Genomic DNA, 24,928 nt, shown 5'->3' with positions numbered 1-24,928 from the left:
TCTCATCCGCGTCTTTTTGCCGACCGGCCCAGAAGCATGTCGGCCGCCGCCGCCATGGAAACGGCGGTATGGCCGTAGGTGGCGAGCGCGGTCCAGTCCGGGTGGAAGAGCTCGACGTCACGAGGGTCGCGGACCGCGACGGCGACGATGCCGGCGCGCGGAAGCCTTTTCAGGAGCGCCCGCTGGAGGGGGAACCGGTAGGCGTCGTAGGTACAGACCACCGTCAAGCCGCCGGCGGCGGCGGATTCGATCCGGCGGGCGGTTTCGAGAGAAGGATCGACGTCGATGTCGAACGGGGAAACCTCCGCCCCCCCGGAGAAGAGAACATCGGCCAAACCGGCTCCCCGGGAACCGGAACGCTCCTCGGCGCCGGTCCCCGCCCGGGGAAGAAAACGGACGACCGCGGGTTTGCGGGAAACGTCGATGGGAAGCAGCCCTCCCGGGTCCCGGAAACAGCGGACGGCGGCGGCGGCGATCGTCCCGGGCAGGGCTTCGTCGGCGGGGACGGAACCGGAAACTGGGCGGGCGGCCATCTGCCGGAGCGGCGCCAACCGCGCGGCGGCATCCCGCAGCCGCTCTCTCAGTCGAGGGTCGGCGGCGCTGTCGCGGGTCAGAGAAGAAATCGCCTCGGCCTGGGCTTGGGGGGAGTGGCAGAGGAGCAACAAATCCGCGCCTGCCATCAGGGCGTTTCTGGCGGCGGCGGAAGCCGAACCCCGGACGGCCCCCATCCCCAAATCGTCGGTCACTACCGCCCCCCGGAAACCCAGGCTCTCCCGGAGCAAATCCCGCTGCACCCGGTCGGAAAACGTCGCGGGAACGACGGCCTTCCCCCTCTCCAACTCCGGGTAGGCGGCGTGGGAGACCATCGCTGCCGGAAGGCCGGCGGCGAACGCCGCCCGGAACGGCTCCAACTCCCGCGCTTCCAGCAGGCTCCTCCCCCGGTCGATCACGGGAAGCCCGAAATGGGAATCGACGCGGGCCGCGCCTTTGCCGGGGAAGTGTTTGGCGACCGGGATCACCCCGCCCGCCAGGAACCCCCGGACCAGGGCCGCGCCCAGGTCGGCCACGCGGGCCGGGTCGGGGCCCAGGGATCGGATTCCGGTGCTCGGATTCCCGGGAATCTCGTACAGGTCGAGAACCGGCGCCAGGTTGACGTTGACCCCGATTTCCCGCAGCTGCCGCCCGATCTCCAACCCTTGCCGGTAGGCCCAATCCCGGTTCCCGGTTTCGCCCAGAGCGCGGTTGCCGGGAAAGACCGAGACCCCTTCGACGAAGCGGTTGACGGCGCCGCCTTCCTGGTCGACGGCGACCAGGAGAGGGTCGGCGCGGACCCGGGCTCTGAGTTCCTGGAGGCGGCCGATCAACTCGCGGGTCTGGGATACGGAATCGATGTTGCGTCCGAAGAGAATGACCCCGCCTACCTTTTCATCGAGAACCATGCGCTCCAACTCGGGAGCGGGGGCGTGGCCGAAAAAGCCGATCATGAAGACGGCGCCGGGATCGGGGCCATCCAAGCCGACTGTTTTTTGATTGAGAGCGGGCACGTTCATCGACTAAACTATAGTATTATGATTCGATAAGAATAGGAATCGAGAGTGAGCCCGGAAGGCGACACCCAGGATCCTCACAGCTTTTCTCCCCCGGAATGGCGGGCGATAGAAGTTCACCGCTATTTCCTTTCCCAGCGTTTCTGCCGTTTCGTCAGCATGGAAGAAACCATTCAGAGCTGGCTGAACCACCACTCCCAGGCCTGGCGCGAAACCCAGGTGCGCAAAGCCACCGAGGAACAGCTCCAGGAGATCGAAAAGCATAAGTGGATCGAGTCGGAGAAAGCGGGCTGCGACCTCGGCAATATCGCCATGCTGGACTGGATCAACAAATACGCCGAGTCCTGGCGCCGCCAGTGGGAGCGGAACGAACGCTACAACCGGGAAACCGGCGCCGCCGGGACGTGACCCCCGGGGGCGGCGCATACGGCCCCGGATGCTCCTCCTGAAACCCGATCAGGGCTTCGAGGCCGGAGGCCGTTTCTTCCCGAAGAACGTCGCCTTGACCCAATTCCAATTGAGCCCGACGTGAAGAACGACCAATCCCGCCAAAACTATTCCGCCGGTTTCGTGAACCACCTCGAAGACATCGTGGTCCAGGTATTCGTGAAAGACCCCGGAAAGGATCTGGGTCAGGAAAACCAGGGCGAGAAGGGGATTGAGTACCTTGAGAGCCCGGGACCTATTCATGGAGCGGGCACGGGGGCTTTTTCGTGGAGGAGTTCTTCATACATGGCCTTGGTTTTTCGGGCGATCGATTCCCAACTGAAATAGTCCTCGACCCGCTTCCGGCCGTTGCGGCCCATCTTCAGCGCCAGGTCGGGCCGGCTCAGAAGTTCGTTGACCTTTTCCGCGATCTGCCCGGCGGCGGCGGGTTCGACGAGGAAACCGGTTTCTCCCGGAACCACCACTTCCATGATCCCCCCCACGGCGCTGGCCACGACCGGAGTTTCGCAGGCCATCGCCTCCAGATTGATGATTCCGAAGGGCTCGTAGACCGAAGGGCAGATGAACACCTTGGCCGAGGAGTAGAGTCCGGCATTGATCTCGTCCCCCAGGTTCTCGTGAATCCAGAGGATGTTCTTCTTCCCCTCCACTTTGGCTGCCATCCGGTCTTCGTATTCCTTGGTGTCGGCGCCGACCGCTTCGATGACCACCTGGACCGGAATATCGTCGGCCGCGTCGATCAGGTACTCCATACCTTTCTGGGCGGTGGGGCGCCCGACGAACAGCACGTAATCCTCCTCGATGCCGTAGTGGGCCCGGACCTCGGGCGACAGGGGGCGGCGGCGGTACTTATTCAGGTCGATCCCGTTGTGAATGACCGTCACCTTCTCCGGGTCCACGTCGAAGTTGGCGACGATGTCCTCCTTCATCATCTTGGAGACGGCCACCACCCGGTCGGCGTTTTCCAGCCCGACCTTTTCCATCCAGGCGGAGACATGATAAGCCTCCGCCAGCTGCTCGACTTTCCAGGGCCGCAGCGGCTCCAGGCTGTGCGAAGTGGCGACATGGGGCATGTTGTAGAGCTTTTTGCCCAGGAAACCGGCCAGGTGGGCGTACCAGGTGTGGGTATGGATGACATCGCCGGTGATGCCGTCCGTCAGCATGGCCAGGTTGGTGTAGAGCGTGTTGAAGAGAGCGTCGAACTTCGGCTGCGCCGGACAATGGGGCCGGGGATCGATCTCATAGCCCTTGACCCTGATGCCGTTGCTCTCGTTCTGGTCTCCGAAGCACCGCACCTCGACTTCCATCAATTCCGAAAGGCAGCGGGCCAGTTCCCGGATGTGAACTCCGGCGCCTCCGTACACATTCGGCGGATATTCCCGGGTTATGAACGTGACTTTCATGCTTCCTCCTTCTCGTTAGCGGTCGTCCCGGGTCGCCGACGGCGCCGGTTTCTCGATCCGGTAGATGGCGGCGGGCTCGACTTCCGGATCCAAGGTGACGATCTGTTCCCTACCCCGCCACGGCTCCGGCACCCCGTCGAGCAGATTGACCGCCCGGTACTCCTCGTTCGAGCCGATCCCGAACTCCTCCAGGGGAAGGGTAATGCGGCCGGTGTGGGAGGCGAAAGGATCGAGGTTGACCGCGCAGACGACGATGTTGTCTCTGCCGGGGGAGATTTTACCGTAAAATAGGATCTGGTCGTCGGTGGAACTGAGGATGCGGAGATTATCGTAGTAGCGAAGAGCCCGATTCTCCCGGCGGATACGGTTGAGAGCCGCGAGATAGTCCTTGATGTTTCCCGCCCGGTCCCAGTCCCGTACCTTGATTTCGTATTTTTCGGAATCCAGGTACGATTCCTTGCCGGGGACCAGCGGCTTGTTCTCCAGCAGTTCGAATCCGCTGTAGATTCCGTATACCGAGGAAAGGGTCGCGGCCAGGGCGGCGCGGATTTTGAAAGCGGGTTTCCCTCCGGTCTGGAGGTATTCGGGGAGGATGTCGGGGGTGTTGGTGAAAAGGTTCACCCGGAGAAATTCGCTCAGATAGGTCCCGGTGAGCTTGAGGAAATATTCGATCAACTCGTTTTTCCCGTTTCTCCAGGTGAAGTACGAATAGGACTGGGTGAAGCCGGCCCGGGCCAGTTCTTCGAGCTTGTCGTAATCGGTGAAGGCCTCGGAGAGGAACACCGCCTCCGGGCAGACTTTCCTGATTTCCCGGATCAGCCACGCCCAGAATTCCGTGGGCTTGGTGTGGGGGTTGTCGATCCGAAACGTCGTCACCCCCCGCTCGATCCAGCACAGGAAAATATCGAGCTGCGCCTGCCACATGGCTTCCCGGTCTTTGGGGTAATAGTTGAGCGGACAGACGTCCTCGTATTTCTTGGGGGGGTTTTCCGCGTATTTGATGGTCCCGTCGGGGTTGCGGAAAAACCACCCCGGGTGTTCCCTGATCCAGGGGTGGTCGGGGGAACAGTTCGAGGTAAAATCGAGGGCAAGCTCCATCTCCATGTCTTTCAGAAGCGAAACCAGGTGCCGGAACGATTTCTCGGTTCCCAGGAGGGGGTGGATGGCGGTATGGCCGCCGTGTTCGTTCCCCACCGACCAGGGAGTGCCCGGGTCGTCCGGCGCGGCGACGAGGCTGTTGTTGCGGCCCTTGCGGTTGGTGTGGCCGATGGGGCAGACGGGGGGAACGTAAATGACGTCGAACCCCATGGCCTTGATCTCCGGCAGCCGACGCTCCACGTCTTTGAAGGTTCCGTGGCGCCCCGGGACCGTTCCCTGGGAACGGGGGAAAAGTTCGTACCAGGCCGCGAAACGGGAGCGTTCCGTCCCGACCCAAAGCTCCTGCTCCAGACCGTAGCGCTCCGGCTTCGACCCGGGCACGGACGCCTCCGCCGTAAACAGATAGGTGCCGCAGCGCCGGATCGGGATCTCCCCTTCCCACCTGATCGGCGAAACCCGCTTCATGGGGACCCGGTTCCAGTTCCCGGGCGCTTTCTCCTTTTCTCTCCAGAGAAGCTCAACCTTCTTCCTGCCGGGGCCGCATACCTCGACGGTAGCCCGCAAGGGCCGGTCGACCTCCCGCTTGACCGGGAAACTGCCGTCGGCGATGGTGGGATAGAGATTTCCGATCTCGATCGTTTTTTTCATTCCGGTTTGACCTCTTCTTCGCTCGATCCGGGCGAGCGTCGGTTTCGTGCCAACAGATACCCCCCGGTGCGGGCCGCTATCTCCATATCGCCCCGGGATATCCACTGCATGGAATCTTCGTCTTCTTCCTCGAAAACCACGAACACCTCTTCGGCTCCGGCCATCTTCCGCCGCAGCCGCGTTCCGGGGATGAACCAGCGCCGGTTCTCCTCGGACCCCCGGTAGGCCCCGAACCGCAGTTCGCCGAGACTGTCCACCAGCACCAGCCGTTCCCCGGTGTAAAACGGAAACCCCTGGGCGTAAAAGTTGAAACTATAAAACGGTTCGCGGTTCCGGCGCAACGAAAGAGCTTTCATCGCCAGGGCCTTGGTGGAGCGGAAGTCTTCCAGGGAACTTCTGATCAGGGCCAGGCTCGAGGAGACCACGGCCGCCGAAACCGCCCCCAGGAGGCAGAAGGAGAAGAGGGAGGGCCGGCGTCCGGCGACCCAGACCGCGGCACCCCCCAGGAGCGCGGCGGCGGCGGGAAGGAAGCAGGCGGCGGGGGAAAGCAGCGGTTCCGGAGCGAAGAGGCGGTAGCCGCCCAGACCCAGCCCGATCAGGGCGAGGAGCGCGGCGGCGAACCGCAGTTCGGCGCTCCCGGGCTTCCCGGTTCCGCGGTCCAGAATCCGATCGATCCCCCACCCCACCCAGACCGCCAGCGGCGGCAGGCAGGGAAGCACGTAGGGGATCAGTTTGGAACTGGAGATACTGAAGAAGATCAGGATGCCGGCCCACCAGGCGGTGAGGAAGGCCAGGGGCTTCCTCGTTTCCGGAGAGCCTCCCCGCAGGACTTCCCGGACCGCGGCCGGAATGCACGTCAGCCAGGGGAAGATCAAGGCCAGCAGCACCGGGAAGAAAAACCAGAAGGGCTCGGCGTGAAAGGCCTTGCGCGCCGAAGAGGCGAAGAAACGCTGCAGGTGCTCGTGGTAGAAGAAGAAAGCGGGGAATTCCGGGTTTCTCAGGCTGACGAGCAGGAACCAGGGGACGGTCACGGCCGCGAAGATCAGCGCCGCCGGCGCCGAAACCACCCGCCGGAACAGCCCGCGGTCCCGGGTCAGGAGAAAATAGCCCGTCACGACCACGGCCGGGAGCACGAGCGCGACCGGGCCCTTGGCCAGGACCGCCAGGCCCAGAAACAGCGCGGCGCCGCGGTCCCACCCCCTCTCTTCCCCCAACGCGGCGAGCATGAGCAGAGCCGTCCCCGTACTCAGAAAGAAGGTCAGCGTCATGTCGATGACGGCCAGCTGGCCCATGGCCAGGTATCCCCCCGCCGAACCCAGGACCACCGCGGCCAGCAGGCCGGCGCGGGGGCCGAAGAACCGCCGGGCCAGGAGACCGGTAAGAGCGATCCCGGCCAGGGCCATGACCGCGGTCGGGAGCCGGACCGCGTACTCGTTGCGTCCCAGCAGGGCCAGGGAAGCGCCGGTGAGCCAGTAGTAGAGGGGGGGCTTTTCGAAGTACTTGACGTAGTTGAGGCGGGGGGTGAGGAAATCCCCGCTTTCGATCATCTCCCGCGGGATTTCCCCGTACCGGGCCTCGTCCGGTTCGATCAGGGCCCCGGATCCCAGGGAAACGAGATAGACCGCGGGGAAGAAAACGAGAAAAAACGCCGCCGCCGATCTGACCCGGGAAGGCGTTCTGCCGGCCGTCATCTCCTCTTCCCCCTCTCTCCCCGGGAGTACGGGGAATATAAGCTTCCTGGTTGCCGGGCGCGTATACTATCATACCCGTTTGAAATGAGAATACTGCAAAGATATATCGGGCGCATGGTCCTGCACCACACCCTCATCATCCTGGTGGTCATCGTCGGCATCCTCTGCCTGGGCAATCTGATCAAGATCGCCGACTACCTGGTCAAGGGCATGTCCCCCTTCGTGGTCGTGAAGCTGATGGCCTTCATCATCATGAGCATTCTCGACTACGCCGTGCCCATGTCGCTGCTGGTGGGGACCCTCCTCGTCTTCGGCCGCCTCTCCGCCGACAACGAGATCACGGCCATGCGGGCCAGCGGCATCGGGCTGAAGACGATCGTCACCCCGGTGATTCTTCTGGGCCTGGCGTTCACCCTGGGCTCCACCATCCTCAACAACGAGATCATCCCCCGCAACACCTTCAACATCCGCCTGCTCAAGCAGCAGGTGGGGATCCAGGGACCGGAAGTCCTGCTCGAACCGGGCGAGTTCATGGAATTCCCCGGCTACGCCATCAACATCCGCAACCGGGAAGGCGATTACTTCCGCAACATCTCCATCTATCAGTACGAGAACGAGATGCTGAAAAACGTCATCCTGGCCAAGAAAGCCAAACTCGTCACCGACCCCGAGAAAAAGCTCTGCTACCTCCACCTCGAGGACGGGAGCCTGGACGAGTACGATCCCGACAACCCCCAGATCAGCACCAGGACGACGTTCGGGGTCCTGGACTACCCCATCGACGTCAGCGACCTCTTCGGCGACGCCAAAAACGTCAAGAAACGGGTCAAGGACATGACCGGGAGGGAGGTGGTGGCCCACCGCAAGAAGCTCCTGCGCTCCGGGGGCGACCCGGCGGACGTCTCCCGGATCACCACCGAGCTCCACCGGCGCTTCTCACTCTCCGTGGCCTGCCTTGCCTTCGTCGTCATCGGCATCCCCCTGGCCATCACCACCCACCGGGGGGAGAAGTCGATCGGAATGGCCATCAGCCTGGCGGTCCTCTTCATCTACTATATCTTCATTCTCTTCGCCAACGCCATCGAGGACGAACCCCGGTTTTTCCCCTACCTGATCGTCTGGATCCCCAACCTCCTCTTCATGGGGCTGGGGATATTTTTGACCGTCAAGCACACCCGGATTTAAGCGGAGGAGAACGATGGTAAAAATACTCGACCGCTACGTCGTTCAGGCGTTTCTCCTCCCCTTTTCCTACTGCCTGGCCGCCTTCGTCATCCTCTTCATCATCGGGGACCTCTTCGAGCACCTGGACGACTTCCTCCGGCTCCCCAACTGGCCGCTGGCCGCGGTGCGCTACTACATCCTCTTCATCCCCTCGGTCTTCATCTTCATCGTGCCCATCGCCATCCTCCTCTCCCTGATCTATTCCCTGGGACGCCTTCAGCACACCAACGAGATCACGGCCATGCGCGCGGGGGGGATCAACATCTACCGGGCGGTGGCACCGCTCATCCTCATCAGTTTCCTGGTGAGCGTCGCGGTTTTCTTCCTCAACGAATTCGTGGCCCCCAGGGCCCTGAAGCAATCCAACCTGCTCAAGGAACAGTACGAAGAAGACGGGTTCCTCCTGGGGAGGTCCTTCAAGGACGTGACGTATTTCAATCCGGTGACCAACCGCGAATTTTATTTCGAGCGGTTCAACCCCGACACCGCTTCGGGGAACGGGGTGAAAGTCTACGAACGCCGGGCCGACGGACAGGCCCACCGCCGGATCGAAGCCGAGGAAGCGGCCTGGCTGGACGGGGCCTGGTGGCTCTTCGACGGTTTCATCTTCACCTTTCCCCTCTCCGGGCCTCCCGAAAAACAGGTTCTGACCAAACAAGCCTTCGATTTTTCCATAACCACCGAGGATCTGACCCAAAGCCGGAAGGAGAACTCCGGCCTCAGCTACGCCGAACTGAAGGAACTGCTGGAACGCAAGCGGGGTTTTCCGGAATCGATCCTGCGGCCGGCCCAGGTCGAACTTCACCAGAAACTGGCGTTGCCGCTGTCCTGCCTGATCATGGGTTTGATCGGCGTGGTTTTCGGGATCCGGGTCGGGAAGGGAAACTGGCTGACGGGGCTGGGAGTCAGCCTGCTTCTGGGATTTCTCTATTACGTTCTCTACACCATGTCCGGAGCCTTCGGCAAGGAAGGGAAACTGGCACCGTGGCTGGCGGCCTGGATCGGGAATATCGTCTTCGGGGGGATGGGGGCCTACATGCTGGCGCGGTTGAACTGAGCGCAACCGCCGGAAGGGCCGCCCCGGGGCGGGGAACGCAATCCCGCCTTGATTTATTTCCCCCTTCCCCGTAATCTCCCCCTACTTCGGCAATGACAACGTACACCTGAACCCCAAGGAAGTTCGATGAGCAAGACGACGTACCGGAAAAAAACCCCGGCGCCCACGCCGGGGCCGGCCGAAAACGACTATCGGATCGCCGATATCGGCCTGGCCGAATTCGGGCGCAAGGAGATCGAGATCGCGGAAAAGGAAATGCCCGGCCTGATGGCGACCCGGGCCAAATACGGTTCGCAGCTCCCTCTGGAGGGGAAAAAGATCACCGGCAGCCTGCATATGACCGTTCAGACGGCGGTCCTGATCGAGACCCTCGCCGCCCTGGGGGCCAAGGTGCGCTGGTGTTCCTGCAACATCTTCTCCACCCAGGACCACGCCGCCGCCGCCGTAGCCGCCGCCGGGGTTCCGGTCTTCGCCTGGAAGGGAGAGTCCCTGGCCGATTACTGGGAGTGCACCTACCGGGCGCTGATCCGGCCGGACGGCTCGGGGCCGAACCTGATCGTCGACGACGGCGGGGACGCCACCCTGATGATCCACCGCGGCTTCGCGGCCGAAAACGACCCGCAACTGCTGGACCGGCCCGCGGAAGGCGCGGACGAGCAGGAGCTGAACGCGCTTCTGAAGAAACTGCTGCGGGAAAATCCCGGGATCTGGCACCGGGTCGCGGAAGAGCTGGAAGGGATCTCCGAGGAGACCACGACCGGCGTCCACCGCCTATACCAGATGATGGAAGAAGGCTCCCTCCTGGTTCCGGCGATCAACGTCAACGACTCCGTCACCAAGTCGAAGTTCGACAACCTCTACGGCTGCCGCGAATCCCTGGCCGACGGCATCAAGCGGGCCACCGACGTCATGGTGGCCGGGAAAGTGGTGGTGGTCTGCGGGTACGGGGACGTGGGCAAGGGCTCGGCGCAATCCATGCGCGGGCTGGGCGCCCGGGTGCTGGTGACCGAAATCGATCCCATCTGCGCCCTGCAGGCGGCCATGGCCGGATACGAGGTGGTGACCCTGGAGGACGCGGTGGCCGAGGCGGACATCGTCGTCACCGCCACCGGCAACCGCGACGTCGTCACCATCGAGCACATGGCCCGGATGAAGGATCAGGCCATCGTCTGCAACATCGGCCATTTCGACAACGAAATCCAGGTCTCGAAACTGGAATCCTTCCCGGGAATCCGCAAGATCACGATCAAGCCCCAGGTCGACCGCTACCTCTTCCCCGACGGGCACAGCATTTTCCTCCTGGCGGAGGGGCGGCTGGTCAACCTCGGCTGTGCCACCGGCCACCCCAGTTTCGTCATGTCCAACTCCTTCACCAACCAGACCCTGGCCCAGATCGACCTGGCCCGGGGGGACAAACGGCCGGGGGTCTACACCCTGAGCAAGCTCCTGGACGAGGAAGTGGCCCGGCTGCACCTGAAGAAGCTGGGCGTGAAGCTGACCCGGATGACGCCGGAGCAGGCACGCTACCTGGGGATTCCGGCGGAAGGTCCGTACAAGCCGGACCATTACCGCTATTGACGCTTCCGGCGCGGAAGGCCGATTCAACAAGCGATCCTGTGACGGGGGCAGGTCAGCTGCGCTCCGGGCCCCGCCTCGGCGCCTTCCCCTTCCCCATGCCGAGTTTCTTCAAGCGCAGGGACACCCCCGCGGCGACGGGTTCGCGCAGGTGCCCGGGGAGCCGGGCGAGCCGTGCCCGCAGTTCGGCTTTCGACGGGCTCCCGGAAGCCTCCAACGCCTTCAATGCATACAATAACGCGCCCATGCTGTGATCGGCGGCGTGGGCGGTCGCCGCGGCCTGACCCGCCGCGCGCGCCGCGGCGATCGCCGCTGTAGCGGTGGCTTGCCTCGCCGCGGCATGGGCCGCCAGCGAAGCCTTCATGGCCGCCCCGGTCTTCACCTCGCCAGCGGCCCATTTCCGGGCTGTATCCACAGCGTCTTTCGGGCGGGGGTCGGCGCTGCAGCGGGCGAACAGCGGGAGCACGCGCTCGGCGCAGTCCGCGGCCCAGCGAGCCAGGAGAACATGGCCGTCCCGGTCCAACGGGCCGCCTCGATGCGCCGCCACGAAGCGCCGGTCTCTCATGCAGTGTTCTCCGGTTGTTACCGGCCGAACGGGCCCGCGGTCGACCGGGTAAAGGCCCGCGTCCGTTTGAGGAATTCGTTAAAGGATTTGAAGACTTGAATCCTTCATCGAGTTAATTTGCGATTTCCTTCCGGCAATTCTTCTTGGTCACACGTTCGTAGGGATTCTGACGGTAGTACTCTTGTAAAACACGATACAGTTCCGGAGCCTGTTCGATCAATAATCGCGGCTGATCGAAAAATTTCTCCGTCGCGACGGCGAAAAATTCCGCCGCGCTGGTCGCGCCGTAGGCACTGAGAAATGAATCCTTGCCCAGCGCCGCATCGCGTCCGAGACGTCGATACTCACGCGAACAAACGTGAATCCAGTCGCGGTATTCGGTCCGGTTGCGCAAGGGCGGAGTGCCGTCGGCGGCGCCATCGAGCATATCCAGTTTATGGGCGAATTCGTGGTAAATGACGTTGTGCCCCAACTCCGGATGACGACCTCCGCGCAAAGCCGCATCCCAAACAACAATGACGGGCCCCCGCAGGAATGCCTGCCCGAGAATCGGTTGCTCGATATCCACCGGGGCGACCGGATTTTCAAACGAACCCAGTTTGCGTTGCGGAGGGACCACGGTGGAGGGATAGACGATGATGGATCGGACGTTCCGGTAATAGTTGTGGGGAAGATTCAGAACCAGCAGACAGGCTTGCGCCGAAATTGTGACCCGGATCTCGTCGTCAAGTTCCAGGCCGCCGGCGCCCTCCCAGTTTTTCTCGGCGATAAAGACTTGGATCAGGGCGCGGAGGTGGGCACGCTCGGCGTCTTCCAGCATGCAGTAGTGGGCTACGTTGCGGCGGATTATTCCCTCCCATGAGGGAGGGAAAACGGCCCGGATCAGTTTTTTCCGGCGACGTTCGCGAAACCAATCGAACATTGAAACTTCCCGGTTCTTTGGCTTCGTCGACCGGAAACGAAACAAGCTGAGTACTTTTGTCCGAACGGGACCGCGGTTGACCGTCGGCCGGAGGGACGCCGGCGACCCGCGGAGGTGTAGGCTCTACCTTGCCTCAGCCCCGTTGAGCCAAGCGAAACCGGCGACGTGGTCATGGATGCCGTGCTGCGCCTACAGATCGTCCGGCGACAACCCCGTGTGCTTGGCGATGCGCACGAGCATGCGCGGGCCGATCTCGACTCGGTCATGAAACGCGAAGATGAAGTCAGCCCAACCGGGACGAGACAGCACACGATGGGAACCGGACCGGCGCTTGATTGTCCAGCCAATACGAAGGAGTGCGGCGAGTACGCGCGGAGCGCGCGTCGAGCGCCACTGACTCATGCAGGAACCGCAAAGAGTTCGGAGAGTTCGGGAATCGACTCGCCGTGATCCAGTCGGTCGGCGATAGCACGGAGCGCCAACGACTGCGCCTTGGAAACGGCGTCATCTCGCGTTTTCCCGTATGTCATCACGCCAGGCAACTCGGGAACTTCCGCAATCCAGCGCCCGTCCTCTTCGCGTTCGACATCAATCTTCATTCTCCGACCTCCCAGGGAAATGGTACACTAACACAAATCACCCTGCAAGGCCGTGATCTCCTCCTATACAACGGGGCGCCCTCGGGCCGCCGTCAGCCTCGCCGGCCCGGTTCGGCTTTCTTGTCTGTCGCGCGCGGGCGGCGCTTCGGGGCGGTCCCGCTCGCAAGGCGCTTGAGGATAAATGCCCTCCCGGCGTATTCGAACGCTCCCAGCGCGTGGGTCGGGACATGCCAGGTCCCGACGGCCTGACCGGCCGCATGGGCGACGCATTTCGCCGCCTCGGTCACGGCCTCTTTGGCCGCGGCATGAGCAGCGAGCGAAAGTCTCCGCACCTCCGGCATGCTCAGTTCGCGGTTCCCTTCCGCCCACGCGCGCAGCACCGCGATCGCCCGGCGGGGACGTTCGTCGTCGGGCCGTTCTTGCTCGAAGAGCGGGAGTATCCGTTCGACGCGCTGGGCGGCTTTGAGGCCGAGCAGCCGGTGGTAGTAGGTGTCCCGCCAGCCGCGGCTGTTGTTCGGTTTTTGGGGTAACGCAGTCATCGTTTAAATATTAATGTTATAGTGGCATAGTCAAAACGATCGAGTGTATTGACGGGTTAACCTTATTTAGCAGTATTATGTTTGATAACAAGTAACGTATCGGCAATCAGACTAAAAACTCTTAAAATGACAAATACCACTATACTGTTGGCAAGTATTCCGACCCCGAGAATAATACCAGGAATATTCGCGGCTTTTTGAGTGATACCCATTGTAATCCAAATACCAACTGCACCAAGTGTACCTAAAACTAAATAGATTCCTGCGATAGTATTGAGTGCCGTGATTAGACCATTCTTTTCAAGGAATGATTCGTTTTTTGCTGGGGATCTGGAAGTATGACTTGTAACGTTTTTTACTTCCTCGTTCATTCCCAGACCTTCAGATTTTGAAACAGGCTCGTTAATAGAATAGCAAAACTTGCAAACTGTGGAATCAAGCGGTGTCATTTCTCCGCAACGAGGACACTTTCTCATTTCTACATTCATATTCCCCTCCGTATTTCATGAATTTAATGCACATGTTTAATCATCGTTCTGTAAGCCCAATGTGGTTCGCACCCCGAAAACTGTAGTGTTTGAGATGTTAGTCCTTCCGGGTACCGCTACCTGTTCACCATTCTCACTCGATCCAGCGTACACTGTCCCAAAACCCCCTTCGGGACCGAGAGGTTTGCTGAGATCATATTCCCATATTGCACGTTTTAGACGGATTTTTTCCATATCTGACTCCTATAAGGATAGATTCAAATATCTATTTGTTTTTCCCGCTCAAGTCATTCAGAGTTGTTTTAAAGTTTTTTTAAAAAATTATATTCCCCATTTTGTTTTTCTATAACACTTGCATTCAGTGGCGCGACGCAGGCGCTTTGTTTGCAGACGACGTGTCAGGCGAGTGCGTCCGCTGCGGTGCGTTGTTGGGCTCCCCACCTCGGATGGTAGCCTCCTCTACTCGCCATATCACAATCGACTTGTAGAGACCATTTCTAATGTACACGCTGTCTGTGAACACGCGCGTCTGGCCTGGCTTTAGGGCATCGTTCAGGAATGTATCGAAAAGTTCTGCTCCTTCGCGATCTAGTCCTTGGACGATAACCTCTACAGCGACCTCACGCTCGGTTGTATTCTTTACGCGCACACTGATACTGATGGTCAAGTCGTTATCGTAGTCAGGACCTTCGACTACTTTCACCGTGGGCTCACCAATCTCAATACCGAGGTGGGGGCCATCTGATGAGGCAGCTATCGGTACAGTGAACGCTAGAGTAAAGAGGACAGTTAAGACACTCATGCCTTTCGGGTTCATATTGCCTCCCTTCAATTACCGTGCAGTCAGCACGATTTGTTCTTGTACACAATCTGTAATTGCCGGCACCGGTGACGGGAGTTTAGCAATGAGAAGGGGAAGCATCAATAATTCTTTACATTTCTCCCTCTTCACGGCGAGCCGGCCGAGCCGGGGCGACAGGCTCGCCCGGCCGGGGGAAAAGAAGGGGTTGCTGGATGCTTCTTCAAAAAAAGGGACGACCCGATGGGTCGTCCCTTTTCAGGCGCGGACCGGACTCGAACCGGTGAATAGCGGTTTTGCAGACCGCCCCCTTAGCCACTTGGGTACCGCGCCGAACGGCGTCGCTTGCTATTCTTCCTGGTACCAGACCCGGAAAAAGCCCTCATGGGTTTCTATCGATACCAGCCGGCGCTTTCTCTGGGCCAAAAACTGGTCGATGCGCCCCAGAAACGCCTGCTTGGATTCGGGAACCGCCCCCACGCCGACCAACCGGGGAGAGACCTTGCGCAGCGGAAAGTCCTTGTACCCGACCCCCGGCATCTGCGGTGTTACTTCCAGTGCCCGTTGATCCAGCGCCCCGAGGGGGAGTAGTGCCCTTCGACCCACACCGCCCCGGGCCGGGGTTTCGGCGGCCGGGTCCGCGCCGAGCCGCCGACGCACGAGGTCAGCGCCAGCCCCAGGATCCCCGCCAGGATCGCAAGCCTAACTGCGTATCTTTTCCTCATAGATCCGTACTGCGTACTCTACCAGACGCGCGGCCACTTCCTGTTTGCTCAGGAGCGGCCACCGCTCGACCTCGCCGGAACGACCGACGACAACCACCCGGTTGGTCTCGCTTCCGAAGCCGGACCCGGGTTCCGAAATGTCGTTACCCACGATCAAATCGAGGTTTTTATTATTGAGTTTGGATCGGGCGCCGTCAATAAGATTATCGGTTTCGGCCGCGAAGCCGATCAGTACCCGGCGCCCTTTCCTTCTGCCCAGTTCGGCCAGTATGTCCGGGTTCGGGACCAGGTCGAGGACCAGTCCCCGGCCGGTTTTTTTGATCTTGGAGCGGCGGGGGGCCCGGGGGCGGAAGTCGGAAACGGCCGCGGCCATGATCACCGCGTCAGTCTCCGGGAACCGCCGCAGAACCGCGGCCCGCATGTCCCGGGCGCTGACGACCTTGACCAGTTCGACCCCGGCGGGAGCGGCCAGGGCGACCGGGCCGCTGACCAGGACGACCGGAAACCCCCGCTCGGCGGCGGCCGCGGCGGCGGCGTACCCCATCTTTCCCGACGACGGGTTGGAGATGAAGCGGAAGGGATCGATCTTCTCCCGGGTCGGGCCCGCGGTGATCAGGAATCTCGGCCGGCTGTTCATTCGACGTTGCGTGCCTGCTCTTTCAGGCTCTCGATCTCCACCTTCATCAGCACGCCCTGGACGGACACCTTGGAGTTGCAGGCCTTGTCGGCCAGGGTCGTCACCTCCCTGACCATCTCCCGGGTCACGAACTCCAGCGCCTTCCCCGCCGCGCCGTCGCCCTCCAGGAGCCGGCGGAACTGGGCGATATGCCCGCTCAAGCGGTTTACTTCTTCCTCGACGTTGGGGGAACGGTCCGCGGAGCGGCGGCGGAGGGCGGAAACGGCTTTGGCGAACCCAGTCTCCAGACGGCGCAGATGGCGGCGCATGTCGGTCCGGATGCGGACGCCCTCCCGTTCCCTGGTCTTCTCGAGGCGCTCCAGGGCGCCGGCCAGGGCTTCTTCCATGACCGCCCGAAACTCCTTGAACGAGGGGGCGCCCGACGCGAACTCCACCACCCCCGGGAGCGCGACCAGGACGCCGGGATCGAGTCCGGGCAGGCGCAGGTCCTTGGCCAGGCGTTGCAGCTCCTTCCAGTAGCTGGCGGCGAGAGCGCGGTTGATTCCGCCCCGGGCGCGGGCGGCGGCGACGTGCACGGAGACGTGCACATTGAACCTCCCCCGTTCGAAACGCCGCCTCAACTCGCCCAGCAGGAGCGTCTCGGCCTTGGCGTATTCGGGGGGGACCTTGATCATGATGTCCAGAAAACGGTGGTTGTAGGACTGCAGTTCCACCTGAACCGAAAAATCGCTTCCGCGCGCCCGGCAGTCGCCGTAGCCGGTCATGCTCTTCATACTCGCTCCTTCAGGTTACGTAGCTCTTCAAAAAGGAGAATTTTCCCGCCGGCCGGATCCGGTATGCGCCCAAGTAGGCGGGCAGCAGGAGAAAGCTCCCCGGCTCCAGCTTTCGGGACAACCCGGGAGCGCAGTCGGCCTCCAGGTCCGCTTCCCCTTCGATTCCGGTCAGGACCTGAAAATGGCGCCCCCGGCATTCGTCCGCATAGTCTCCTTCCAGGTCGAACCGTTCGACCGTGAATTCGGGGCACGCCACCAGGATGCTTTCCTTGACGTCCCCCTTCCGCTCCCAGACCGGGTCCAGCACCGGCGCCTCGGCGTCGGCGAAGTCGATGACCGAACAGGCCTCCTCCACGTGAAGCCGCCGGGGGCGGCCGTCGACCCCCAGCCTTCCCCAATCGTACACCCGGTAGGTGATATCGGAGTTCTGCTGCACTTCGACGATCACGCAGGAAGGCCCGACGGTATGGACCCTCCCGGAGGGGATGAAAAAACTCTCCCCGGCGCGCGCCGGGAAATAGCGCAGAATCTTCTCCACCTGGCCGCCGTCGAGGTAGCGGCGGAATTTCCGGGCGCCGACGCCTTCCTGCAGGCCGCAGATGACGGAAGCGCCGGCGTCGGCCTGGAGGATATGCCACATCTCCGTTTTGCCCCCGTCGCCGGCATGATCGCGCGCGTGCCCGTCGCCGGGGTGGACCTGAACGGAGAGGAGGGCTTCGACGTCGAGCATCTTGAAGAGGAGGGGGAAGCGGCGGCAGCCTCGGGCCCAGATTCGGTCCCCCAACAGCCGGTATTCCAGAACCGCGATGAGGTCGTGGAGGGTCTTCCCCCGGTAGAATCCGTCGGAGACGGCGGTGGAGTCGGTCCCCCGGTCCGCGATCTCCCAGGATTCTCCGATCTTCAGGTGGGGAGGGAACGGCTTGTGGTAGCGGCTCGCCAGGCGATACCCTCCCCAGGGTTTCTCCTTGAATATCGGATCGAAGACCAGCGGATACAACGGTTGCGTCATAATGCGCCCTCCATGTCTGGCCGATGGTCGTATCCCCGATGCGATCAGTCAACGGGAAACAACGGCTCTCCGGGCCGGTTAAGCTTGCCAGAGTCCGTCCCGAGGCATATTATCCCACGATGGACACCGCCAAACAGCCACAGGGAGAAGGCGAGCAGTGAAGGGAGAATTATATATCGTGACGGCTCCTTCCGGCGCCGGGAAAACCACCATCTGCGACGCGGTTCTCGAGCTGGAGGAGCGGCTGAAGTACTCGGTTTCCGCCACCACCCGCGAGCCGCGCCGCGGGGAAATCGACGGCCGGGATTACTTTTTCATCTCCCGGGAAGAGTTCGAGAAACGCCGGGACCGCGGCGAACTTCTGGAGCACGCCGAAGTCTACGGGAACTACTACGGCACCCCCAAGGAATACATCGAGAAAGAGCTGGCGGAGGGGAACGACATCATTCTCGATATCGACGTCCAGGGCGCCCTTTCCGTCAAGAACATGGGCTACCCGGCCACGTATATCTATATCCTTCCCCCCTCGCTGCGCGAACTGAGGAAACGCCTGGAGGGAAGAGGAACCGACAGCCCCGAGGTCATTCGGAAGCGCTCGGAGCAGGCGCGCCGGGAACTCGATTTCCTGCCGGAATACGACTTCTGCATCGTCAACGACGACCTTCAAACCGCGATCGAGGACATGAAGGCGATTATCCGCGGCGAGCGTTGCCGGGTCGACCGGCACCCCGGAATCGTGGATGCCATCGCCGAGGGATAACCGAGAGGAGAAGATCATGAAGCAATTGACTTCGGAAAAGTTCATCGAAAAAGTCCACAGCCCCTATCAGCTGGTGCTGATGGCCGCCCAGCGGGCGGCGCAGCTCTCCGACCCTCAGACCCCCAGCCGGCCGACAATCCCGGTTTCCAAGAACGAAAAACCGCCCCTGGTCGCCCTGGAAGAAATCGCCGAAGACAAGGTCGTCCTCATCCCCGAAGGGGAACTCGATGTCTGAGCGGCCCGCTCATCCGCTCGGGGGCAAACGCGTGGTCCTGGGGGTCACGTCCTCCATCGCCGCGTACAAGGCGGTGGATCTGACCAGCCGCCTCCGCCGGCTTTCCGCCGAGGTCAGCGTGGTCATGACCCCCGATGCCCTCGAGTTCGTCACCCCCCTTTCCTTTGAAGCCATCTCCGGAAACGCCGTGGTCGCGGATCTTTTCGAAGAATCCGCCGACCCCGTGCCCGCGCATATTTCTCTGGGCACGGAAGCCGACATCGTGATCGTGGCGCCGGCCTCGGCGGATTTCATCGGGCGGGCGGCCGCCGGGCTGGCCGACAACGCGCTGCTCTGCCTCCTGCTGGTCACGCGCGCTCCGATCGTGATCGCGCCCGCCATGAACGAGGCGATGTTCCTCAACCCCGTGGTCCAGGAAAACCTGGAAAGGCTGGGACGGCGCGGGTTTCTGATCGTCGGGCCCGGGGAGGGCCGGCTGGCCTGCGGGAGCGAGGGCCCGGGGCGCCTGGCTCCGCTGGAGAGCATTCTCGACCGGGCCGGCGCCGCGGTCGGGGATAACGCCTGACCCTCCCTCCCCTCCCGTCGCGTCCCGGCCGGGAAACGCCCCGGCGTCAGTCCGCCGCTTCCCTCCCGCGGAAATACTCCAGAACCCCGGCCATATCCGACGGGATCGGGACCTCGAAGGACATTCTCCGGGAACTCAGGGGATGGTCGATTTCCAGGCGCAGGGCGTGCAGCATCTGCCGGGAGACCCCCGCCGAGCGGGCCAGGCGGCCGGCGGACCGACCGTATTCGTCGTCGCCCAGGACGGGGCAGCCCAGGTGGGCGAGGTGCACCCGGATCTGGTGGGTCCTTCCCGTCTCAATCCGGACCGAAAGATACGACGCTTCCCGGAACTCCTCCAGGACCCGGTAGCGGGTCAACGCCGGTTTCCCGCCCTCATTCCGGACGACGCGCCGATTGTGGCGGCGCGGGTGCGGCCCCAGAGGCAGGGAGATCTCCCCCTCCGGAAGCCCGGGATGCCCGGCCGCCAGGACTCGATATTCCTTGGCGACGCGGCGCCCCCGGAACTGGTCGGAAAGTATCCGGCGGCTGGCTTCGGTTTTGGCCACGATCATGACGCCGGAAGTGTCCCGGTCCAGGCGGTGAACCACGCCGGGTCGATCTTCTCCGCCCCCGCAGGGGAGATCGGGATAGCGCTGGACGAGAGCGTTCACCAACGTCCCCCCCTGCCCCGCCCGCGCGGGATGGACGGCGAGGCCGGCCGGTTTGTTGACGACCGCTATCTCGGAGTCTTCGAAGATGACGTCGAGGTCGATCTTTTCCGGTTGCGGGTATTCCGGCGCCGGATCGGGGACTTCGACCGCGATCAGCTCGTTCTCTTTGACCGGGTAATCGGGGGGACGGGGGGCCCCGTCGACCGTCACCAGCGAGGCCGCGATCAGCCGTTTCCCCCGCGACCGGGAAAGATCGGGCACCCGGCGCCCGACAAAGACGTCGAGGCGGGTTTCCGTCTCGGGGCCCGCGACCCTGAATTCAAACTTTTCGGGCATGGCCGGAAGAGGGCCGGCTGTATATCCGCCGGGGAGGATCTTCCCGGCCCCGGGCTCGGAGGACGGCGAGCATGACCGCGGAGAACAAAAAGATGCCGGCGCTGATCACCTGATAGAGCGAAAACGGCCCGAGGACGGGGGGAGTGTCTCCCCGTATCAGTTCCAGCAGAAAACGGGCGACGCCATAGAGGATGCCGTAGGACCAGAACACTTCCCCGGGAAAGGTGGCCGCCCGGGTGAGGCGCAGGAGGATAAGGAAAATCGCGACCAGGACCGCCGCCGAAATCAGCTGGGTGGGCAGAACCGGCAGGGAGGCGCTCCCCGGGCTCTCCAGGAGGCCCTCGGCGTAGTGCTGTTGCGAAGCCAGGCTGCCCCCGGGGAAACGGACCGCCCAGGAAAGCCCGGAGACGGGCCCGTAGCAGCAACCGTTGAGAAAACACCCCAGCCGACCGATGGCGTGACCCAGGGCGACCGAGGGAACGATGACGTCTCCCACCCGCCACGGAGAAATCCCCCGGCGGCGCAGGTACCAGATCGAAATCGCCACCGCTCCGATCAGGCCCCCATGAAAAGCCAAACCCCCTTCCCAGACCTTGACCGCGCTGAAGGGGTGCATCCGGTAATATTCCCAGTCGGACAGCACATGCAGCAGCCGGGCGCCCACGACGATCCCCAGGAGGATATACAACGCCAGGTCCGATATCACCTGCGGCTGCACCCCCATCCCCGGAGCCCGGCGCATGGCCAGGAAAACCCCGATAACGAAGGCGGCGCCCAGAAGCACGCCGTAGGAATGTATGGGAAGCGGACCGAGATGGAAAAGCGTCGGGCACATGTCAGCCGTTCCCGTTTCCTTCCCCGGCGGGGGCCCCCGGGGCCGACTGCGGACGGCGCACCCGGTCCTTCCCGGCCATGGACAGTACGATCAGCAGGCCGACGCCGACGCAGATGGCGGAGTCCGCGATATTGAAGGCGGGCCAGTGCCTTTTCCCGAGGTAGAAATCGAGAAAGTCGATCACGTGGGCGTGGTGAAAGCGGTCCAGCAGGTTTCCCACCGCTCCTCCCAGAATCAGCCCGGCGCAGACCTGGAACATCCGCCCCCGGGCGAATATCCTGCGATAGCAGACGAGCAGAACGCCGATAATGACCAGGGAGAGCACGATGAAGACTCCGGCCTTCCCGGGAAAAAGCCCGAATGCCCCTCCCCGGTTATAGACCAGCGTCAGGTTAAAAAAACCCGGAACGACGCTCAGTGGACGCCCCGGAGCCAGGTTGGCCACGGCCAACCATTTACAGACCTGATCCAGGCAGAACACGCAGACGAAAGCGATCAGTCCCGCCATTCAGCGCAGGCCTTCTTCTTCAAGCTTTTCGGCGCATTTGATGCAGTAACGGGCGAACGGTTTGGCGTTCAGGCGCTTCAGCGGTATCCGCACCCCGCAGGATTCGCATTCGCCGTAGCTTCCCTCTTCGATCCGATCCAGCGCCCCATCGATTTCCCAGAGCATCTCCTGCTTGTTGGAAACCATGTTGAAATTGAAACTCCGGGAATAATCGGCGTCGGCTTTGTCGGCCTCATCGGAGCTGCGGCCGCCGACTTCTTCCCAGGCCTGGCGGTTCGAGGACGAATCCTGGAGCCGGCTGAGATCGCCGGTGAGACGGTGACGGAGCTCGAGCAGTTTCTCCCGGTATTGCTCCATCTGTTCCTTTTTCAGTTGGTTGTTCTTCACTTCCACCCCCTTGCCGTAAGGACGTTCTTCATTCAAACGGAAATGTGTTCGACGCACTGCGCGCAGATGAGCGGATGACCGGGATCGACGCCCACCGTTTCCGAATATTTCCAACAGCGGACGCACTTGCGCCCCCGCGCCGGGGAAATACCCACCCGTGTTTCGCCGGGAGCAACCAGCTCCGCTTCCGACACTATGCAAAGTTGGGGAAGAATGCTCAGATACGGCCTCAGCCATTCTTCCTCATCCCCCTCGGCACCGATGCTTACCCGGGCATCGAGGGAGTTTCCTATCTTTCCCGCCGCCCGCTCCCCTTCCAGTGCCTTGAGCACCTCTTCCCGGACCCGGAGAAGGCGCTCCCACGTCTGCTCCAGTTCCGGGTCCTTCCATTCCTCCATGGTCCCGGGCCACGGAGCCAGATGGACGCTCTCGAGGACGGCGGAGTCGGCATGCAGCGTTTCCCAAACCTCTTCGGCGGTAAAACAAAGAACGGGCGCCAGCAACCGGGCCAGCAGGTCCGTCACCCTCCAAAGAGCGCTCTGGCAGGAACGCCGCGGCCGGGAATCGGCGGGAAAAGTATAGAGGGTGTCCTTGAGAACATCAAGGTAGATGGACGACATCTGCACGACGCAGAAATTATGAATATCGCGATAGACGCGGTGAAATTCGAAGGCGGAATAGGCCTCGGTCACCCGGTCGCGAAGTTTGGCCGCCTCGAGCATGATCCAGCGGTCCACTTCTTCCATCCGCTCGCGGGCCAGAAGGTCGCGGCGGGGATCGAACCCGGCAATGTTTCCCAGGGCGTGGCGGAAGGTGTTGCGGATTTTCCGGTAAGCGTCCTCGGTTTTCCCGATCAGATCCAGGGAAACATTGATGTCCTTGCGGTAATCGACCGACGAAAACCAGAGACGGAGAATGTCGGCCGGGTACTTTTCTATCGCCCCGTCCACGGAGATGAAGTTACCCCGCGATTTCGACATTTTTTCCCCGTTCTCGTCGACGACGAACCCGTGGGTAAGCACGGCCTTGAACGGCGCCTTCCCCTCGGCGGCGGTGGAGAGAAGCAGGGAGAGCTGAAACCAGCCCCGGTGCTGGTCGCTTCCCTCCAGATACAGGTCCGCGGGAAAGGAGAGACCGGCTTCGCGCATGAGGACCGAGCGGTGGGACGAGCCCGATTCGAACCAGACGTCGAAAATATCGTTTTCCTTGCGGAAATTCTTCCCGCCGCACCGGGAACAGACCGCGGCGGCGCCCACTATCTCCGAAGCCGGTTTCCGGAACCAGGAGTCCGCTCCCTCCCGTTCGAACATGGCCGCGACCTTCCTGACGACGCCGGGATCCAGCAGTTCCAGCCCGCAGTTTTCGCAGTAAAACGCGGGTATCGGAATCCCCCAGTTGCGTTGACGGGAAATACACCAGTCGGGCCTCTGTTCGATCATGCCCCGGATGCGGTTGATCCCCCATTCGGGCACCCAATTCACTCGATCGACTTCGGCCAGGGCCGCATTCCGTAATTCCCGGTGTTCCAGGGAAACGAACCACTGCCGGGTCGCCCGGAAAATCACGGGTCGATGGCACCTCCAGCAATGAGGATAGGAGTGCGCGATCCTTCCCGTCCCCCACAGGGCCCCAAGTTCGGACAGCTTTTCCACGATCGCGGCGTTGGCCTGAAAAACTTCCTTCCCTTCCAGAAAACCGCCGGCGTCGGCGGTGAACCGCCCCTCTTCATCGACGGGACTGGCCACTTCCAACCCGAAACGGACCCCGGTCAGGTAATCGTCGGTACCGTGGCCGGGAGCGGTATGCACGCATCCGGTGCCTTCGTCCGAGGTTACGTATCCGGCCGGCACGATCGGACAAGCGGTCTCCGAAAAAGGATGCCGATACGCGAGTTCCGTCAGTTTCTCCCCGGGAATCCGGCCCACTACCCGATATTGCTTCCACCCCAGCGCCGCAGCCGTCCTTTCCAGGGTTTCGAGGGCCACGATCGCCGGCCGCGCGTCCTCGGATTCCGAGTTCCCGGGAACCGCCAAGACGTAGTTGAATCCGGGGTTGACCGCTACCGCCCGGTTGGCGGGGAGGGTCCAGGGGGTGGTGGTCCAGATCAGCACGACCGCTCCCGCCAGCGATTTCAATTCCCCTCCCGACTCTCGAAGATTCTGCACTGACGCGGCTTCCAGCTCGAACCCGACGTGGATGGAGACGTCGTCCCGGTCGCGGTATTCCAACTCGGCTTCGGCCAGCGCGGTCCGGCAGGACGGGCACCAGTGGATGGGCTTGAGCTGGCGGTACACGTACCCGTTTTCCACCAACTTGGCGAACACCTCGATAACCCCGGCCTCGTAGCCGGGATTTATGGTCAAATAAGGTTCGTCCCACCGCCCCAGGCAGCCCAACCGCTTGAACTGGCGGCGGTTGGTGTCGACGAAATCGAGGGCGAAGGCGAGGCATCGCTCCCGGATCTCGCCGGCCGACATCCGCGCCGCCTTGGGCCCGAGGCCGGTCATCACCTTGTGCTCGATGGGAAGTCCGTGACAGTCCCATCCGGGAATAAACGGGCAGTCGAACCCGCTCATGGTCCGGAAACGGACGATGACGTCTTTGAGGATCTTGTTCATCCCGGTTCCGATATGCAGGTTGCCGGTGGGATACGGGGGGCCGTCGTGAAGGACATAACGGGGAGCGCCGGCGCGGGCGCGGCGGATCTTCCCGTACAGATCCGCTTTTTCCCAGCGCTCCAGGTATGCCGGTTCCTTTTCGGAGAGGTTGGCGCGCATGCCGAAAGCGGTCCGGGGAAGGTTCAGCGACTGTTTGTAATCGGTCTTGGCCATGACTAGGTTCCCACCGGAAGCGGGGATACTAGCAAAGAGGGTAGGTGCTGTCAAACCGCAACTGCGGCATGCG

29 protein-coding genes and 1 tRNA gene are annotated in these 24,928 nt (G+C 62.4%); 7 read left to right on the top strand and 23 right to left on the bottom strand.

Annotation, left to right across the window (positions count from 1 at the left end):
- Positions 1 to 2 precede the first annotated feature (2 nt).
- Positions 3 to 1,550 carry a glycoside hydrolase family 3 protein gene (locus PLZ73_00320; GenBank protein HOO76318.1) on the bottom strand — a complete coding sequence of 516 codons (1,548 nt, stop codon included), beginning with the start codon at positions 1,548 to 1,550 and terminating at the stop codon, positions 3 to 5.
- A gap of 45 nt (positions 1,551 to 1,595) precedes the next feature.
- On the opposite strand from PLZ73_00320, the gene PLZ73_00315 reads away from it, so the two are divergent.
- Positions 1,596 to 1,955 (top strand): hypothetical protein, encoded by a 360-nt coding sequence (locus PLZ73_00315; protein HOO76317.1) that lies wholly within the window; start codon positions 1,596 to 1,598, stop codon positions 1,953 to 1,955.
- 48 nt (positions 1,956 to 2,003) lie between these two features.
- Here the strand turns inward: PLZ73_00315 and PLZ73_00310 are convergent, their stop codons facing one another.
- From PLZ73_00310 to PLZ73_00295, 4 genes are read right to left on the bottom strand one after another with little or no spacing between them, the layout of a single operon-like run.
- On the bottom strand, positions 2,004 to 2,237 hold the full coding sequence (locus tag PLZ73_00310; GenBank protein ID HOO76316.1) for a DUF4405 domain-containing protein: 234 nt from the start codon (positions 2,235 to 2,237) through the stop codon (positions 2,004 to 2,006).
- Positions 2,234 to 3,397: a glycogen synthase gene (glgA, locus tag PLZ73_00305; protein HOO76315.1), complete on the bottom strand. Its 1,164-nt coding sequence runs from the start codon at positions 3,395 to 3,397 to the stop codon at positions 2,234 to 2,236. Before glgA ends, PLZ73_00310 begins: the two co-directional genes overlap by 4 nt.
- Positions 3,398 to 3,412: 15 nt before the next feature.
- On the bottom strand, positions 3,413 to 5,143 hold the full coding sequence (locus PLZ73_00300; protein ID HOO76314.1) for a DUF3416 domain-containing protein: 1,731 nt from the start codon (positions 5,141 to 5,143) through the stop codon (positions 3,413 to 3,415).
- Positions 5,140 to 6,834, bottom strand: a complete 1,695-nt coding sequence (locus PLZ73_00295) for a glycosyltransferase family 39 protein (GenBank protein HOO76313.1) — start codon at positions 6,832 to 6,834, stop codon at positions 5,140 to 5,142. The genes PLZ73_00300 and PLZ73_00295 overlap by 4 nt, the downstream gene beginning before the upstream one ends.
- Before the next feature lie 84 nt (positions 6,835 to 6,918).
- On the opposite strand from PLZ73_00295, the gene PLZ73_00290 reads away from it, so the two are divergent.
- The 3 genes from PLZ73_00290 (at position 6,919) to ahcY (ending at position 10,693) form a co-directional block, all read left to right on the top strand.
- Entirely contained in the window at positions 6,919 to 8,019 is a 1,101-nt protein-coding gene (locus tag PLZ73_00290; protein ID HOO76312.1) for an LptF/LptG family permease, read from the top strand.
- A 13-nt stretch (positions 8,020 to 8,032) separates the two neighbouring features.
- Positions 8,033 to 9,115 (top strand): LptF/LptG family permease, encoded by a 1,083-nt coding sequence (locus PLZ73_00285; protein ID HOO76311.1) that lies wholly within the window; start codon positions 8,033 to 8,035, stop codon positions 9,113 to 9,115.
- Between the two features lie 126 nt (positions 9,116 to 9,241).
- Positions 9,242 to 10,693: an adenosylhomocysteinase gene (gene ahcY, locus PLZ73_00280; GenBank protein ID HOO76310.1), complete on the top strand. Its 1,452-nt coding sequence runs from the start codon at positions 9,242 to 9,244 to the stop codon at positions 10,691 to 10,693.
- Positions 10,694 to 10,745: 52 nt separating this feature from the next.
- Here the strand turns inward: ahcY and PLZ73_00275 are convergent, their stop codons facing one another.
- The 13 genes from PLZ73_00275 to PLZ73_00215 form a co-directional block, all read right to left on the bottom strand.
- A complete protein-coding gene (locus PLZ73_00275; protein ID HOO76309.1) occupies positions 10,746 to 11,255 on the bottom strand; it encodes a hypothetical protein in 510 nt (169 codons plus the stop codon).
- 112 nt (positions 11,256 to 11,367) lie between these two features.
- Positions 11,368 to 12,177 (bottom strand): zinc-dependent peptidase, encoded by an 810-nt coding sequence (locus PLZ73_00270; protein ID HOO76308.1) that lies wholly within the window; start codon positions 12,175 to 12,177, stop codon positions 11,368 to 11,370.
- A 189-nt stretch (positions 12,178 to 12,366) separates the two neighbouring features.
- Positions 12,367 to 12,579 carry a type II toxin-antitoxin system HicA family toxin gene (locus PLZ73_00265; GenBank protein HOO76307.1) on the bottom strand — a complete coding sequence of 71 codons (213 nt, stop codon included), beginning with the start codon at positions 12,577 to 12,579 and terminating at the stop codon, positions 12,367 to 12,369.
- Positions 12,576 to 12,776, bottom strand: coding sequence for a type II toxin-antitoxin system HicB family antitoxin (locus tag PLZ73_00260; GenBank protein ID HOO76306.1), 201 nt, complete (start codon positions 12,774 to 12,776; stop codon positions 12,576 to 12,578). Before PLZ73_00260 ends, PLZ73_00265 begins: the two co-directional genes overlap by 4 nt.
- A 92-nt stretch (positions 12,777 to 12,868) precedes the next feature.
- Positions 12,869 to 13,315 (bottom strand): hypothetical protein, encoded by a 447-nt coding sequence (locus PLZ73_00255; protein ID HOO76305.1) that lies wholly within the window; start codon positions 13,313 to 13,315, stop codon positions 12,869 to 12,871.
- Between the two features lie 62 nt (positions 13,316 to 13,377).
- The gene (locus tag PLZ73_00250) at positions 13,378 to 13,803 is read right to left on the bottom strand and encodes a zinc ribbon domain-containing protein (protein ID HOO76304.1); all 426 of its coding nucleotides are present in this window, start codon (positions 13,801 to 13,803) and stop codon (positions 13,378 to 13,380) included.
- A 358-nt stretch (positions 13,804 to 14,161) separates the two neighbouring features.
- Positions 14,162 to 14,620: a hypothetical protein gene (locus tag PLZ73_00245; GenBank protein ID HOO76303.1), complete on the bottom strand. Its 459-nt coding sequence runs from the start codon at positions 14,618 to 14,620 to the stop codon at positions 14,162 to 14,164.
- Positions 14,621 to 14,862: 242 nt separating this feature from the next.
- Positions 14,863 to 14,935, bottom strand: a tRNA-Cys gene (locus tag PLZ73_00240).
- A gap of 15 nt (positions 14,936 to 14,950) precedes the next feature.
- A complete protein-coding gene (locus PLZ73_00235) occupies positions 14,951 to 15,142 on the bottom strand; it encodes a hypothetical protein (protein ID HOO76302.1) in 192 nt (63 codons plus the stop codon).
- An 8-nt stretch (positions 15,143 to 15,150) separates the two neighbouring features.
- On the bottom strand, positions 15,151 to 15,327 hold the full coding sequence (locus PLZ73_00230; protein ID HOO76301.1) for a hypothetical protein: 177 nt from the start codon (positions 15,325 to 15,327) through the stop codon (positions 15,151 to 15,153).
- On the bottom strand, positions 15,305 to 15,964 hold the full coding sequence (coaBC, locus tag PLZ73_00225; GenBank protein ID HOO76300.1) for a bifunctional phosphopantothenoylcysteine decarboxylase/phosphopantothenate--cysteine ligase CoaBC: 660 nt from the start codon (positions 15,962 to 15,964) through the stop codon (positions 15,305 to 15,307). The genes PLZ73_00230 and coaBC overlap by 23 nt, the downstream gene beginning before the upstream one ends.
- Complete coding sequence (locus tag PLZ73_00220) at positions 15,961 to 16,737, bottom strand: DUF1732 domain-containing protein (protein ID HOO76299.1); 777 nt, start codon at positions 16,735 to 16,737, stop codon at positions 15,961 to 15,963. The genes coaBC and PLZ73_00220 overlap by 4 nt, the downstream gene beginning before the upstream one ends.
- Before the next feature lie 10 nt (positions 16,738 to 16,747).
- On the bottom strand, positions 16,748 to 17,746 hold the full coding sequence (locus PLZ73_00215) for a class I mannose-6-phosphate isomerase (protein ID HOO76298.1): 999 nt from the start codon (positions 17,744 to 17,746) through the stop codon (positions 16,748 to 16,750).
- A gap of 157 nt (positions 17,747 to 17,903) precedes the next feature.
- On the opposite strand from PLZ73_00215, the gene gmk reads away from it, so the two are divergent.
- The 3 genes from gmk to PLZ73_00200 are packed head-to-tail and all read left to right on the top strand — an operon-like array spanning position 17,904 to position 19,306.
- Positions 17,904 to 18,506 (top strand): guanylate kinase, encoded by a 603-nt coding sequence (gene gmk, locus PLZ73_00210; GenBank protein ID HOO76297.1) that lies wholly within the window; start codon positions 17,904 to 17,906, stop codon positions 18,504 to 18,506.
- Positions 18,507 to 18,522: 16 nt separating this feature from the next.
- Positions 18,523 to 18,741, top strand: a complete 219-nt coding sequence (gene rpoZ / locus PLZ73_00205) for a DNA-directed RNA polymerase subunit omega (GenBank protein ID HOO76296.1) — start codon at positions 18,523 to 18,525, stop codon at positions 18,739 to 18,741.
- Positions 18,734 to 19,306, top strand: coding sequence for a flavoprotein (locus PLZ73_00200; GenBank protein HOO76295.1), 573 nt, complete (start codon positions 18,734 to 18,736; stop codon positions 19,304 to 19,306). The genes rpoZ and PLZ73_00200 overlap by 8 nt, the downstream gene beginning before the upstream one ends.
- Positions 19,307 to 19,352: 46 nt before the next feature.
- On the opposite strand, the gene PLZ73_00195 is transcribed toward PLZ73_00200, so the two are convergent.
- The 5 genes from PLZ73_00195 to ileS are packed head-to-tail and all read right to left on the bottom strand — an operon-like array spanning position 19,353 to position 24,855.
- Positions 19,353 to 20,294 carry an RluA family pseudouridine synthase gene (locus PLZ73_00195; protein ID HOO76294.1) on the bottom strand — a complete coding sequence of 314 codons (942 nt, stop codon included), beginning with the start codon at positions 20,292 to 20,294 and terminating at the stop codon, positions 19,353 to 19,355.
- On the bottom strand, positions 20,278 to 21,129 hold the full coding sequence (gene lgt / locus PLZ73_00190) for a prolipoprotein diacylglyceryl transferase (protein ID HOO76293.1): 852 nt from the start codon (positions 21,127 to 21,129) through the stop codon (positions 20,278 to 20,280). Before lgt ends, PLZ73_00195 begins: the two co-directional genes overlap by 17 nt.
- A gap of 1 nt (position 21,130) precedes the next feature.
- Entirely contained in the window at positions 21,131 to 21,637 is a 507-nt protein-coding gene (lspA, locus tag PLZ73_00185) for a signal peptidase II (GenBank protein ID HOO76292.1), read from the bottom strand.
- A complete protein-coding gene (locus PLZ73_00180) occupies positions 21,638 to 22,024 on the bottom strand; it encodes a TraR/DksA family transcriptional regulator (protein ID HOO76291.1) in 387 nt (128 codons plus the stop codon).
- A gap of 32 nt (positions 22,025 to 22,056) precedes the next feature.
- Positions 22,057 to 24,855: an isoleucine--tRNA ligase gene (gene ileS, locus PLZ73_00175; protein ID HOO76290.1), complete on the bottom strand. Its 2,799-nt coding sequence runs from the start codon at positions 24,853 to 24,855 to the stop codon at positions 22,057 to 22,059.
- Positions 24,856 to 24,928: the final 73 nt, after the last annotated feature.

The sequence above is a fragment of the bacterium genome (assembly GCA_035380285.1).
GTDB lineage: Bacteria > Auribacterota > Erginobacteria > Erginobacterales > DAOSXE01 > DAOSXE01.
Note: the sequence above shows the minus strand (reverse complement) of the source record. Positions and strands in the feature narration are given on the sequence as shown.